General features: G+C 46.8%; 13 protein-coding genes and 1 pseudogene. 7 read left to right on the top strand and 7 right to left on the bottom strand.

From position 1 onward, the window contains the following. Window positions 1-209, top strand: a pseudogene (locus K4039_RS25740) (hypothetical protein); the annotation flags it as partial. 40 nt (window positions 210-249) lie between these two features. On the opposite strand, the gene K4039_RS25735 reads toward K4039_RS25740, so the two are convergent. Further along, window positions 250-1,896, bottom strand: a complete 1,647-nt coding sequence (locus tag K4039_RS25735) for an HD domain-containing phosphohydrolase (RefSeq protein WP_265239351.1) — start codon at window positions 1,894-1,896, stop codon at window positions 250-252. Window positions 1,897-2,055: 159 nt separating this feature from the next. Next, window positions 2,056-2,337 carry a 4a-hydroxytetrahydrobiopterin dehydratase gene (locus K4039_RS25730; RefSeq protein ID WP_265239350.1) on the bottom strand — a complete coding sequence of 94 codons (282 nt, stop codon included), beginning with the start codon at window positions 2,335-2,337 and terminating at the stop codon, window positions 2,056-2,058. Window positions 2,338-2,830: 493 nt separating this feature from the next. Here K4039_RS25730 and K4039_RS25725 point away from each other — a divergent pair, with 493 nt between their 5' ends. After that, the gene (locus K4039_RS25725; RefSeq protein WP_265239349.1) at window positions 2,831-3,022 is read left to right on the top strand and encodes a hypothetical protein; all 192 of its coding nucleotides are present in this window, start codon (window positions 2,831-2,833) and stop codon (window positions 3,020-3,022) included. Window positions 3,023-3,672: 650 nt separating this feature from the next. Here the strand turns inward: K4039_RS25725 and psbD are convergent. Next, window positions 3,673-4,731 (bottom strand): photosystem II D2 protein (photosystem q(a) protein), encoded by a 1,059-nt coding sequence (psbD, locus tag K4039_RS25720; RefSeq protein ID WP_265234851.1) that lies wholly within the window; start codon window positions 4,729-4,731, stop codon window positions 3,673-3,675. Window positions 4,732-5,131: 400 nt separating this feature from the next. On the opposite strand from psbD, the gene K4039_RS25715 reads away from it, so the two are divergent. Both K4039_RS25715 and K4039_RS25710 read left to right on the top strand, forming a co-directional pair. Further along, window positions 5,132-5,404: a hypothetical protein gene (locus K4039_RS25715; RefSeq protein WP_265239348.1), complete on the top strand. Its 273-nt coding sequence runs from the start codon at window positions 5,132-5,134 to the stop codon at window positions 5,402-5,404. Further along, window positions 5,401-6,099: an energy-coupling factor ABC transporter ATP-binding protein gene (locus K4039_RS25710; protein ID WP_265239347.1), complete on the top strand. Its 699-nt coding sequence runs from the start codon at window positions 5,401-5,403 to the stop codon at window positions 6,097-6,099. Before K4039_RS25715 ends, K4039_RS25710 begins: the two co-directional genes overlap by 4 nt. Window positions 6,100-6,179: 80 nt before the next feature. On the opposite strand, the gene K4039_RS25705 is transcribed toward K4039_RS25710, so the two are convergent. Together K4039_RS25705 and K4039_RS25700 are read right to left on the bottom strand one after the other, a co-directional pair. Further along, the gene (locus tag K4039_RS25705) at window positions 6,180-6,932 is read right to left on the bottom strand and encodes a DUF4058 family protein (protein ID WP_265239352.1); all 753 of its coding nucleotides are present in this window, start codon (window positions 6,930-6,932) and stop codon (window positions 6,180-6,182) included. A 121-nt stretch (window positions 6,933-7,053) separates the two neighbouring features. Beyond that, on the bottom strand, window positions 7,054-7,293 hold the full coding sequence (locus K4039_RS25700; RefSeq protein WP_265239346.1) for a hypothetical protein: 240 nt from the start codon (window positions 7,291-7,293) through the stop codon (window positions 7,054-7,056). A 124-nt stretch (window positions 7,294-7,417) separates the two neighbouring features. Here K4039_RS25700 and K4039_RS25695 point away from each other — a divergent pair, with 124 nt between their 5' ends. Beyond that, a complete protein-coding gene (locus tag K4039_RS25695) occupies window positions 7,418-7,630 on the top strand; it encodes a helix-turn-helix domain-containing protein (RefSeq protein WP_106149178.1) in 213 nt (70 codons plus the stop codon). A 24-nt stretch (window positions 7,631-7,654) separates the two neighbouring features. On the opposite strand, the gene K4039_RS25690 is transcribed toward K4039_RS25695, so the two are convergent. Continuing rightward, window positions 7,655-7,993 (bottom strand): hypothetical protein, encoded by a 339-nt coding sequence (locus tag K4039_RS25690; RefSeq protein ID WP_265239345.1) that lies wholly within the window; start codon window positions 7,991-7,993, stop codon window positions 7,655-7,657. A 165-nt stretch (window positions 7,994-8,158) separates the two neighbouring features. On the opposite strand from K4039_RS25690, the gene K4039_RS25685 reads away from it, so the two are divergent. Continuing rightward, entirely contained in the window at window positions 8,159-9,247 is a 1,089-nt protein-coding gene (locus tag K4039_RS25685; RefSeq protein ID WP_265239344.1) for a pentapeptide repeat-containing protein, read from the top strand. Window positions 9,248-9,615: 368 nt separating this feature from the next. Here K4039_RS25685 and K4039_RS25680 read toward each other — a convergent pair whose 3' ends face one another. After that, window positions 9,616-11,124, bottom strand: coding sequence for a UbiD family decarboxylase (locus K4039_RS25680; RefSeq protein ID WP_265239343.1), 1,509 nt, complete (start codon window positions 11,122-11,124; stop codon window positions 9,616-9,618). Between the two features lie 80 nt (window positions 11,125-11,204). On the opposite strand from K4039_RS25680, the gene K4039_RS25675 reads away from it, so the two are divergent. After that, on the top strand, window positions 11,205-11,963 hold the full coding sequence (locus tag K4039_RS25675; protein WP_265239342.1) for an NYN domain-containing protein: 759 nt from the start codon (window positions 11,205-11,207) through the stop codon (window positions 11,961-11,963). Window positions 11,964-12,064: the final 101 nt, after the last annotated feature.

Genomic DNA, 12,064 nt, shown 5'->3' with positions numbered 1-12,064 from the left:
GAAACGATCACGTTCCGTTTTGGAGAGCAGTGGAGGAGGCGACTCCTTCACTGACTTTAATTATCAGAAATGAAGGCTTGCGGATATTGGCGTTGGGAAGCAGCGCTACTGCCCTTGGAGGCAATGTAAGACCAAAGAAGTATGGGCGTAAGTCTACTACTTCCCAGGCTGTTGCCGATGAATTAGGAAGCCTACACCATACCGCCTAGCGGTTGATGTGGGTACTTCACCACAGCACGCCCGAATCGTCTAGGCTGATTCGACTTTTGGATCCAAGCTGTGTCCGAGGACGCTAAAGACTCGGCGGCGGTCGAACAATTCTAACAAATCGGCGTTGATTTTGTTGTGAGCTGCTTCTTGCCGCAAAATTTTTACTGCTGCATCTGGGCGTAGAGCTCGTTTGTAGGGGCGATCGCCTGCTGTCAGGGCGTCGTAAATATCGGCGATCGTCATCAACTGCGCTTGAATGGGAATTTCGGAGTGTTTTAGACCTCGCGGATAGCCTGTGCCATCCAGTTTTTCGTGATGTCCGTAGGCTATTTGGGGCACATTTTTTAGATCCTTTGTCCACGGAATTTGGCTGAGAAATTCGTAAGTGTGAGTGACGTGAGATTCGATTGCCGATCGTTCTTCTGCTGTCAGGTTGCCCCTCGCCACCATCAATTGCACAATTTCGTCTGGACTCAGCAGCGGTTTCATTGCCCCGTCTATATCTCTGTAAGTTTGCTTAGAAAGTTCTAGCAGTTGAGCTAGGGGTTCTGCTGCCAAAATGTGAGGTTCGTTGGCCTCTAGCAGGACTTCCCAGTATTCTGCCAATCTGGTTTTTGCGTCTGCTAGCGCCGTGTCTAGCTGTTCTATTTCCTGGCATTGAGCGCAGGAGGGCCCTTCGTCCGGGTGTTTTCGGTAAGCTGAATGCTCTAGCAAGTATTTATATTTAGACTGGACGCATTCCATTTCCATCGTCCGCTGAGCTAAGCCAAAGCGGTGGCGGATGATTTCTAGTTGTGCGGGGTAGAGCTTTTTCTGCTTGGTCAAAACTGCTTCGGGTACTCCGATTTTACCAAAATCGTGGAGCAGGGCGGCATAACGAATTTCTTGAATTTGGCGGTTGTTAAAGTAAATAGATCGCAGCCATCCACCGCTGACGCTGTTTACTTCTTCTGACAGGCGTACTGTGAGGGCTGCTACTCGTTCTGAATGGCCGTAGGTACAGGGGTCTCTGGCTTCTATGACTTGGACTGAGGCTTTGACGAAGCCCTCGAACAAATGTTCTATGCTTTCTTGGAGTTGATTGCGCTCGATCGAGATTGCTGCTTGAGATGCGAGCGATCGAACTATTCTTTCTTCCCACAAAGTATACTGCTGCGTCGATTCCCAGGCATTTTCGGCTGTAAGCACCGCATCTGCCTTTGTTTTGCGGTTGATCAGTTGCAGTATGCCGATTGTCTCGCCTTCTCTGTTTTGCATCGGCAACACCATTACCGAGCAAGTGCGGTAATTAATATCCCTGTCAAAACTGGTATCTAGCTGGTAAGGTACGCCTGGGGGTAAGTCGTAGGCATCCGACAGGTTCAAACTTTGACCTGTAATTGCTACGTAACCTGCCAAACTTTTGTCTGTCAGCGGCAGCGCAAACTCTTTAAACGACAGGCCCGGTTTAGAAGCGTTTTGGGCTACCTTGAACAGCAGCTTAGGTTTTTCGTCGCTGCGATCTACTAAGTAAACGCTGCCCGCATCGCTGCTGGTAATTTCCCTACTTTTGGATAAAATTAAATTTAGCAAGCCGCTTAAATCTTGGGCGCTCGACAGAGCCGCGCCAATATCCAAAAGCTTTTCTATCAGATCGGTTCTTTCAGCAGACTCGTTCAAGAACTCTGGCCTTTCAAATACGATCATGGTCGGAGGATGGCGAATAGCCTTTAATACATTGGACTTTTAGCATCTCGACTTTTTCACACCGATTTTAACCCAGAGTCGATTTTTTATTTGCGAACTTTCCGCGATCGGGGACTGTCGCTAGATGCAGTGGCTCTTGTTCTGAAAACGGGAACTCTTCTAATCTAGCTTAGAAATCTCTTGGGCTAGCGCAAAGTCTTTTTCAGTTAAGCCTCCGGCATCGTGAGTTGTCAAGTTAACTGTTACTTTGTTATACGAGATTTCTATGTCTGGGTGATGTCCGGCGGCTTCTGAGGGTTCGACCAACTTATTCACAAAGGCGATCGCAGCAATAAAGTCTTTAAATTTCCGGGTACACCGCAGTTGCTTGTCTTCAATCCTCCAGCCCGATAATTGACTGGTGCGCTCTTGAATTTCAGTATCGTTAAGTAGATCAGCCATAATTTTTTTACTTTGATTTGAGATTAATAACAGATTAATTGCTCACCTGTGGAAAATATAACCAAAAACTATCCGCTCTCACCAATAGTGTTGAGCCTCAAGTTTTAACACTCAAGATTTAACACTATTTGAGGTGAGAGCGGTCTAGCGGGTCTTCAGATTAGAACCTGACTGCCGGGAGAATCCCTAGCTCAGCCTGGTTCCCGATGGAATTCGTTTCCAGTTGGAAACGAGGGCTGGCTGCTAGTGAGCGGCCCCGGCGCACAGCCGGTAGTTTCCAATCTGATGACCCATGAGTTTACTACCTATCATGGGCATCACCTCCGGGATTAGCTAAATGGTTTAATATTTGAACGCACCTCACCCAAATACAAGATTTGGTGTGAGGATTTGTGCGCTAGCCCTTGCCAGCGTAACCGAAAGAACCTGCGTTCTGAGTATCGTTTCAGTAATCACAATTATTAGAATAACACAAGGAATTAGAAGTGGGGGGATGCAAATTGATATTTTTGCAAGATGCGGGCAAATTACTGACGGGGCGAGGTTTTCGATCGATCTCTACAGCCAGCGGACGATCCTCTTCGAGGGCTTCGCTAACGAGCTTTTGAACGGATTGCTGGGATCTGGAGCGGTGTCAAGCGGGAAATGTGCGATCGCCCGCTCCTCAATTTCTCGCCAGATCTAAGATTGACAAATGCGGCGATGTCGTGTGGTGGATGGAAAGTCCGCCAAAGCGATCGAATGTAGAATTTGACTAGAATTATTGCATAAATCTTTGATCGATCGTCCAAGCGCAGATGTAGGGCAGATCAACGCAGATCAACGCAGAGGCATTTCAAGAGAGTTTAGTCCTGTCGATTGATTTGCTGAATTTTACGGTGATTATCCGCGCAATAGAAATAATCGCGCTTGGTGATCACGTTTTGGTAAAATCAAAGAGATCGGTATTGCACCGTGTCTGGTTCGTTTGAGTGGTGATATATCGACCACTCAATTAAGACAAACCAGCGTCAAAACCAAGACGTGAAAATAGGTGTTTAAAGCGTTATAGGCTATTGCCTATAACTTTGAGGGATTCCTCCTTTACCGCTTGCGGCAAAGCTATCGTTACACATTCATCATTGTTCAGCAGTGTTGAGATGTGTTCAGCGTAAATGAATCAGTTAGCAAGTTGGCACAATCCTCGTTTGGCCGAGAATACTCGATATTGTCATAATTACAACAAAAAAGCTCCCGCCGAGCGATCGGCAGGAGCTTTTTAAACATTGAGGGTAAAAACTAAATTGCTTTATCTTACCCTTTCAAAATGTTGAAATTTTTGATACTTCGCGCTGATTAGAGAGCGTTACCACGAGGCAGAACTTCTTCTGGGAAGATGAAGTTTTCGTGGGGTTGGTCGGTCGGAGCCATCCAAGCACGGATGCCTTCGTTAAGCAGAATGTTCTTAGTGTAGAACGTTTCAAACTCAGGATCTTCAGCAGCGCGCAATTCTTGTGATACGAAGTCATAGGCGCGCAGGTTTAATGCTAAACCGACGATACCAATGGAGCTCATCCACAAGCCTGTGACGGGAACGAACAGCATGAAGAAGTGCAACCAACGTTTGTTGGAGAACGCAATTCCGAAGATTTGCGACCAAAAACGGTTAGCTGTCACCATTGAGTAGGTTTCTTCTGACTGAGTTGGGTTAAAAGCTGGGAAAGTGTTAGCACCTTCGCCATCTTCAAACAGGGTGTTTTCTACGGTTGCACCGTGAATAGCGCACAACAGCGCGCCGCCCAAGATGCCTGCAACGCCCATCATGTGGAAGGGGTTGAGCGTCCAGTTGTGGAAGCCTTGCAGGAAGAGTAGGAAGCGGAAAATTGCTGCGACGCCGAAACTAGGGGCGAAGAACCAACCTGATTGACCCAAGGGGTAAAGCAGGAACACGGACACAAACACGGCGATGGGGCCGGTGAATGCGAGGGCGTTGTAGGGACGGATGCCGACTAAGCGGGCAATTTCGATCTGACGCAGGCAGAAGCCGATCAGTGCGAAGGCGCCGTGAAGGGCGACAAATGTCCACAGGCCACCGAGTTGGAACCAGCGGGTGAAGTCCCACTGTGCTTCGGGGCCCCACAGGAATAGCAGGGAGTGTCCGAGGCTGTTGGCTGGGGTGGATACTGCGACGGTGAGGAAGTTGGCTCCTTCGAGGTAGGAGCTTGCCAAACCGTGGGTGTACCAGGAGGTAACGAAGGTGGTGCCTGTCAGCCAGCCACCGATGGATAGGTAGGCGCAGGGGAATAGCAGGATGCCAGACCAGCCTACGAAGACGAAGCGATCGCGCTTAAGCCAGTCGTCGAGTACATCAAATATGCCTCGTTCGGTCTGGGCGCGTCCGACTGCGATTGTCATTACGCAAATCTCCAAATAGATATAATTACAACGGATTTGTCTCTAGTCATTATTGCCCAAACGTTGCTCTGCCTAACAGACAACGAGTTGGATTATGAAGAGAGTTTACTTTTCTTTACCGTATTTAAGATTATAGGAGTAATTCTTTACAATGGCAAGCATTTATTCAAGAATTTTGGGATCTTGACTGGTGTCGGAAGTCCTCGAAGTCCTGGAATAAACCCGGAATCCTGGCGGGCACTCTTGGCACCGCCCCGGATCGAAAGCGGATTTTTCCACAGCAATACTTTGTGACATCCCGCCGAAAGGGTAAAAAGCTGGTTTTTTGAGTCTTGATGCGTAAGTCCTGTCCTATATATATACTGAGGGTAGAGCTCCCAACTTAGGTTTTTAAGACTATATGTTCAGCATTGACATGATTGTGAAGAACACGCCCGTCTCCTTGTCGGTGCAGCGGAAGTTGGCGGAGGACGCTGAGGCTGTTTACCAGCAGGTTTTAGAGGCAATGCGCAACTCCCAACCGCAAATTTTGGAACTCACTTGTGAGAAAAATACTGAGAAAAAGGTAGCTGTCCTCAGCAGCGAGATTTCTGGGGTGGTGATCTCTCAGAAATCGGGGACTAATTCTGCAGGCCGAGCGCCGGGTTTTGTCTCGATGACAATAGGAGAATGAGGGCTGGGGGTGTTGGTGCCGATATGAGCCAGTCAGCGGTTGCGGTGCGCGATTTGGGTTTTTGCTGGCCGTCGGGCGATCGAGTTTTGCAAGGTTGCTCTCTGGATGTACCCAAGGGCGAGTTTTGGATGCTTTTGGGTACTAACGGTAGCGGCAAATCTACGCTGCTGAGGCTGATGGCTGGGCTGCTGCACCCCCAGTCGGGCGAAATTGATCTGGGCGGGCGTGTGGGTTTTGTGTTCCAAAACCCGGATCACCAGTTGGTGATGCCGACGGTGGGTGCGGATGTGGCTTTTGGTTTGGTGGAGGAAAAGCTTTCTAATCTTCAGGTGCGCGAGAGGGTGGCTGAGGCTTTGGAGGCTGTGAATTTGCTGGATTTGCAGCGCAGGCCGATTTATGCTTTGAGTGGGGGACAGAAGCAGCGGATTGCTTTGGCTGGGGCGATCGCCCGTCACTGTGAAATTCTACTGTTGGATGAACCGACGGCTTTGTTAGATCCTGATTCTCAGTTGGATTTGGTGGCGGCGGTGCAGCGGTTGGTGAAAAATCGCGGGATTACGGCTTTGTGGGTGACTCATCGTTTGGATGAGTTGAATTATTGTGATGGGGCTTTTTTGTTGGAAAAGGGCCAAGTTGTCGATCGGGGAGATCCGGCGCGTTTGAAGCAGCGGTTGATGCAAAGTCAGGATGTTTAACTATTTGATGAGGTTTGTCGTAAGGACTTTAGTCCTATCTTATAAAAAGAGGACTGAAGTCCGAATGATCGAACAGGTGTTCATCGCAATTGGCGATCGCGCAACCAAGCATCTGCCCAAATTGTATCGGCTTCTGAGAGTGCTGGTATGACTTCCCAATTGCGATAATCTATCTTGAGGTCATAACTTCCTACGTCGTAAATTTCAGTGAATAATTCCTGTAAATTGATGACAGGTTCAATATCGCCCGATCGCAGTGGCAAAGAAAAAGCAGGCATCGGGTTTTGGACGTTAAAAGCGTACAAATCCGCGAAAGGGCGGTGATTTTCCGGACAAACTAAAATCCGATATTGGCTATCAATATTCTCAATAATGGGCATTTTTTGCCCGCGCTGCAATAAATCAATTTCCACTAAATTAGTCCGGCTTCCTAAAATTTCCTCTCGCTTTTCTTCATAAATTTTTCGCCCTTTACCAGCGCGTTTGTTCGTAGGTGATAGGATTTCAATAACTGTTATTAATTCTTTTGTTTCTCTTTCCCTAATTTCTAAATATCCTTCCCGCCTTGGGAAAGGCACGGGAAGAGTTACTTTTATAGGTTGTGTTGGAAGTGTTGCAAATCCTACATTTGATGCTGTTGCGTCTGGAATGGCAATTAGTAGAGTATCGTCATCAGGAGTTTCATAGATTCTTACTTTTACATCAACTAAATATTTAGGACGCAGTTGAGGAGATAAAAATCTAGCAATTTGATTGATTAACAAGTGATGTATTCCCGGCCAGAGTTCGGGATGTTCTAAATATGGGTCAATACCGGGGAAGGGAGATGGCATTGATGTGACTCCTTGACTCAAATCTATTTCTAGTTTAACAAGACTTTTGGGGATAATTAGGTCGATCACACATCCGGCAAAATAGAATAATTGCCGGATGTGCGATCGCACTTTTTGACAGTTAACGTTCGATCGACAATTGCACCGGAACTGGAACGCTGGTTTCATTTGCCGACAGCGCATTCACGAACACAATTGTATGCGGGACGGCGGGCATTAAGCGGCGCAGTGCATTTAGGTAAGATTCCGCATCGCGGCGGCGGGCGAAACGGGCGACTGTTAACCGCTGACAGTTGGGGAGATGGCGAATTAGATGCCAAGGCACAAGTCGATCGCGATAGGTCGATTCTTTTGGTATCATAGATTTGTTCTGCCCACTTTGGTGGGTGGTAAAGGAAAGGCGATCGCTCTTGATTTCTCAGGTCGGAGGGCGATCGCTATCTGTATATCATTAAAAGCTATGAGCATAGCTTCTGTCAAGCATAATGGGGCAAATTCGCTTAAGAGTTCGAGAACTGGCTGAGGAGAAGGGTTGGACATTAAAAGAAGTTTCTGACAGAACGGGCATTCCCTACAGCACGGTCAAAAAATACGCGCAAGCTCCTAAACTGGCAACTGTGGACTACACGGCTTTGCAGAAACTTGCTGCTGTCTTCGATTTGATGATCGAAGACTTGGTTGAGGTTTTGGAAAATTAGGGGAGAGGGCTTTCTTTCTCTTGCTTAGCGCCCTTTGGGTCTTCGCGGTTCGTTTTTCGATCGCATCTCGGCTGTTTCCCTCGTGTCATCTATTAATTCTTTTGTTATGCTGTCAAGGCGATCGTTTGCATCCTTGGCAAGTTTCAAGCAACCCACACTTACAGCCATGCCGCTAGATGTGGTGACAGCGCCTTCAGTAACTTTGCCAGACAATAGAAGTGCCGCACCGAGAAGGCTGATGCAGGTAGAGAGTACGGTTGCTGCTAAAGCTGCGTTAAAGCTATAACGCGATTGGCGCAAACGCTCTTTGACAACAATCATTTCTAGTGCGGAGTGAGAGTTGGTGATTAACTTGTTATTCATGATTTCGTAGAACCTGTAGACTTCATATTTTTATTGTGCAGCCAAATCCCTGAAACCTTGACTAGGCAATGATTGTCTTGTTGTTCTCTTTTGATTTTGCTATGATTGCCTTATGCTTTAGATATGACTGCGCTAAGAATTATTTTTATGAAATTGAGGTAATCAATGCCAGACGCTAGCCCATGCAGAAAAAAGAAAAAACTTACTATTGTAGCAACTGAAAAAGGTGTAGACACAGCAGAAAGAGCTTTAATCAGGCTAGGGTTTGACTCAAAAAGTAACTTTGCCGAGTCTCAACGGTTATCGCGCAGTATAGTTACAAAATTTTTCAATCAAAAGCCTATTCAGCCTGATTCCTTCAAAAGAATATGTGATTCACTAAAAATAAAATGGCAAGAAATTGCAGGAATAACACAAGAGAGCATAATAAATCACGAGCCAATAGAAATTCAGGTTAATGCTATCCCTGATATTATTGAAGAGGGAGTAAAGCAGAAAATGCTTGTCCCCCAAGTAGCTCTCATAGATAAAGACAGTCAAAAAAACAAAATTTTAATAATTACATTGCAGGGTGATATGAATTCGATAAATTCGATTTCAGATCCCCAGAGATTTGAAGCTATGCTCAAAAAACATGAAGTTCCTACTATACAAGTTATTGATATTCAAGAAGGCAGCATCAAATTAATCATAGAAGGGTGTGAAGAAGATATTGAGCGACTTTTAATTCAGATTAAGTCAGGAGAATTAACAGAGCTAGATGGGTTTCCTGTTGAGGATGTTCAAATACTAAGCGAAAGTTCAGAAGATGACGAAAGCAGCGAAAAAAAATGGCGTTTAGTAGAGGAAATTGTCACTAACCAAATTACAGCAGGGCGAGACTTAAACGGTGCTGACTTCAGCGACGCTGACTTAAGAAATGTTTACCTGAGAGGTGCCAACCTAAGAGATGCCGACCTGAGCGGTTCTGACCTGAGCGGTTCCGACTTGAGAAATGCTTACCTGAGAGGTGCCAACCTAAGAGATACCGACCTAAGAGATGCCGACCTGAGCGGTGCCGACCTGAGCGGTGCCGACCTGAGCGGTGCCGACCTGAGAGGTGCTGACCTGAGTGGTGCCAACCTGAGTGATGCCAACCTGAACGGTATCAAGTTGGATAAGATTCAATTTCTTGGTAACTTAGGAATTGACCAAGAACTAAAAAAAGACCGAAAACCTCAAAAAAGACCTAATCAACCGAGGAGCAATCTTTGAGGATTCCCCTGGTAATCCCGCAGGCATTCTCACTCGCGTATAAAGTCAAGTAGGGTGCGTCAAAAGAATGAAATTTTCGATAAAAACTTACAATCTCACAACTGACGCACACCCGGAATAAATGGTGTGTCAGAATTAGATTCCCCGCAGTTAAGTAGGGTGCGTCAGCTACGAAGATGTTTAGGAAAAACTCACAATCTCATAGCTGACGCACCATTTATTAGCTGGTGCGTCAGAATGAGATTGTCCGTGATGATTGAGAATTACCTTTCCTGACGCACCCTACCGCTGACTATTTGTGAGGTGCGTCGCTATGAGATTGTCGATCGACTTTCAGGACTTTTCTGTGGCGACACACCCTACGACTACTACCTCATCTCATAACCAAACAAATTCGGATCGACCTCACCCAAATTCAAATCGGCCAAACCGTACTCCGCCCAACGCCGATCGACCATCGCCACCATATCAGGATCTGACTCCAAAACTTCCCCCCACTCGTGATCGGTTTCCGGCGGCATCTTCGTAGTAGCATCAATCCCCATTCTGCCTCCCAAACCAATCTTTTCACTGGCAAAATCTAAACTATCAAAGGGCGTATTCGGCAGAATAAATACATCCCGAACCGGATCGACTTTAGAACTAATTGCCCAAACTACTTGACGCGGGTCGCGAATGTTGATACTTTTATCCACAACAATCACAAACTTAGTGTAAGTAAACTGCGGTAATGCACTCCAAAATGCTAAAGCAGCCCTGCGCGCTTGACCGGGATATGCTTTATCAATGGAAATAATTGCGGCTTTATAACTAAGCGCTTCCATCGGTAAGAAGAAATCGACAATTTCCGATACTTGCTGCCGCAAAATAGGGGTGTAAATGCGGTTAAGCGCGATCGCCATCATAGCCTCTTCCTTCGGCGGCCGCCCGCTAAATGTGGTCAGATAAATCGGGTCTTTGCGGTGCGTCATGCAGTTGAAGCGAACTAGCGGCGAATCTTCCACACCGCCGTAATAACCCATGTGATCGCCGAAGGGCCCGTCGGGCAGAACTTCGCCCGGGGTAATCGTTCCTTCTAACACAATTTCCGAGTCCGCCGGTACTTCCAAATCTACGGTTTTGCACTTTGCCAATTGCACGCCGGAACCGCCGTAAAGTCCGGCAAATAACCATTCCGATAAATCTACAGGAATCGGTGTGGCGGCGGCGAGAATAATCAGCGGATCAACTCCCAGGGCGATCGCAACTTCCAACTTTTTACCAGCCTGCGCCGCTTTCCGCAAGTGCCTCGCGCCGCCCCGGACAGATAACCAGTGTACAGTCATCGTGTTTTTTGACTGCAACTGCAACCGATAAACGCCCACATTCGGCGTACCGGTTTCGCAATCCTTAGTAATTACCAAACCCAGGGTGATAATTTTGCCCGCATCTCCCGGATAGGGGCGAATCATCGGGATTTTGTTCAAATCGACGCCTTCTCCTTCAAATACCACTTGCTGACAAGCTGGGAAGAAGTCGCGGCCTGGTTTGGCTTTCACTACGTCGAACAAAACTTTGCCGAATTCTATGGCTTGGGAAATCTTTTTCGGCGGTTTTGGCTGTTGTAGCATACCTAATTTTTTGCCGAGCTCTTCTAGTTCGATCGGCTTTTCCATGTTCATCGCCCAACAAACCCGTTCTTCTGTGCCCAACAGGTTAATCGCGACGGGGAATTCTGCCCCTTTGACGTTTTCAAACAAAAGTCCGGGCCCGCCTTTGACCAGCATTTGGTTGGAAATTTCGGCAATTTCGAGGTCGGAATCGACTAAAGCGCTAATTCGGCGCAGTTGTCCCCTTTCTTCTAGGAGTTTCAGGAATCCCCGCAAGTCTCTAGCCATTTTTTTTAAGAATTGTTAAGTGTATTTATTTTATTATTAGCCCATCGGCCACCATAAAGTTAAGCTACCATTGTCAGTTAATGAAAAATCCCCGACGTTCGCCCGATCGATTCCGCCACAGCCGCAGTTCCCATCGCCAGCAGTTTTATCCGCCCCAAGCTGTTAGCCAACAAGGTTTTGAGCCTCGATCCCCGTTTAGTGGCGAAGGCGCGGAAAGTACGATATCCCCAGAAACAGCCGTAAAGTGCGATCGGGAAATTGCGATTTTGCTGCTAGATGCAGAAAACCTGAAACTCGACATTAATGCGGAAAAGTTTTTAGCCAGTTTGTGCAGCTATCCCCTGCAAGTTAAGATTGCTTTTGCTAACTGGAAAAACCCCAGCACCGGTAAGCTGGATACTGAATTGTACGATCGCGGTTACGAACTAATTCACTCTCCGGGCGGCGCTAACACCGCTGACGGTAAAATGATTGCTTTTGGTGCTGCTATTTTACACCGCTATCGGGATGTCCGACAAGTTTTTGTTTGTTCTTCCGACGGTTTGTTAAATCACCTCTGCAATCAACTGCAAAATCAGGGATTGACTGTGTTTCGGGTACGCAGTCAAAATGCTGTGTTGTCTGTAGAAAATCATCTAACTGGGGAGAGCAATCACTATTCTTGCAAAGAGGAAGTGGAACTTCCTACTTTTGCAGAACTGGCAAATAAAATTGCCGAGTTGCTGAAGGCAGAACACCAATCTATCGAGGAGCGGATAGCTTGGTTTTCTAGTGTTACTCAACTTTTTCAAGAGCGCCGCGCTATCGAATTGACGTATCCGCTCAATAAATCGGGGTAACAGCAAAAAAGAAGGTTCACAATCTAGCCACAGCATGGTAAAATACAAAACATGACGCAAAAAACATCTGGTGACAAATTAGTAGAAACCTTACTGCAAAG

Origin of the sequence: Lyngbya sp. CCAP 1446/10 (assembly GCF_026130175.1) — a bacterium.
Taxonomy (GTDB): domain Bacteria; phylum Cyanobacteriota; class Cyanobacteriia; order Cyanobacteriales; family Microcoleaceae; genus Microcoleus.
The sequence above is the reverse complement of the archived record's forward strand: the minus strand, read 5'-3'. Positions and strand labels throughout refer to the sequence as shown.